Genomic DNA, 811 nt, shown 5'->3' with positions numbered 1-811 from the left:
GGGCGTGGTGGTTCCGGCGGCACTACTTCGACGTAGGCCGGGCGGCCGGGTTCGCAGTGACCATCGCAGTACTCGTGGCAGGGTCGCTGCTGCTGTTGGCGCTGGTGCCGTCTGGCCGGTGGCGTCGTCGGGTCCTGGCTGCGGTGCCCGGCGTGTGGGCGGCGACGTTGGGGTACTGGCTGGGCTTCGTATGGCTCGGGCCGGTCGCGTCGTGGCTGTTGGTCGGCGTGGGCCTGGTCGTGGTTGCCGGCGGCGCCGAGTTGTGGCTGTGGTGGGCGGACAACCGTCGCGGCCGGCTGGTGCCGGTGCTCGTCGGCTCGGTGGTCCTGGTGGCGTTGGTACCGACCGCGTTCGTGTACTGGGTGTGGCATCAGAGTGCGCACCTGGGCACGGCCGGCGAACCAACCCCGGTAGCGGCTACCTCGACGTGGATGGATGCCTTGGCCCCTGGCGGTTCAGACTCGGTGTCACCGGAGATCTACCGGGTGAGCTGCACCGAGGACAAGGCCGCTCGTCGGCGGCTGGACGGGTTCATCCGGCTCTGGAAGAGCCAACACGAACGCATGCGCAAGGCGAACACCAGCGTCACGATGACGTGGCTTCCCGACCGGGCTCGTGTGCACGGAGACACCGCGACGGTGCCGGGAACGATGATGATGTCCCTGCTGACCCAATCCGCCGATGGCTCCCCCGTCACCTTGGACGAGCCGGAAACCCGGTGGACGTTCACCGTGGTGCGGGAGGACGGCTGGCGGGTGTGCGGGCTGACGGCCCCGGGCTGGCCGGCCAAGTCCGACTCCTCCGCGTCGCC

The 811-nt window shown here is 69.9% G+C and carries 1 protein-coding gene; it reads left to right on the top strand.

The genetic code is table 11. The features are described 5' to 3' along the window. Positions 1–152: 152 nt before the first annotated feature. Positions 153–811 (top strand): hypothetical protein (locus tag Aru02nite_RS36315; RefSeq protein ID WP_203665089.1); only part of this gene is annotated, 659 nt, incomplete at its 3' end.

The organism is Actinocatenispora rupis, assembly GCF_016861975.1.
Classification (GTDB): Bacteria; Actinomycetota; Actinomycetes; order Mycobacteriales; family Micromonosporaceae; genus Actinocatenispora; species Actinocatenispora rupis.
This window is presented reverse-complemented; position numbering and strand designations above follow the sequence as displayed.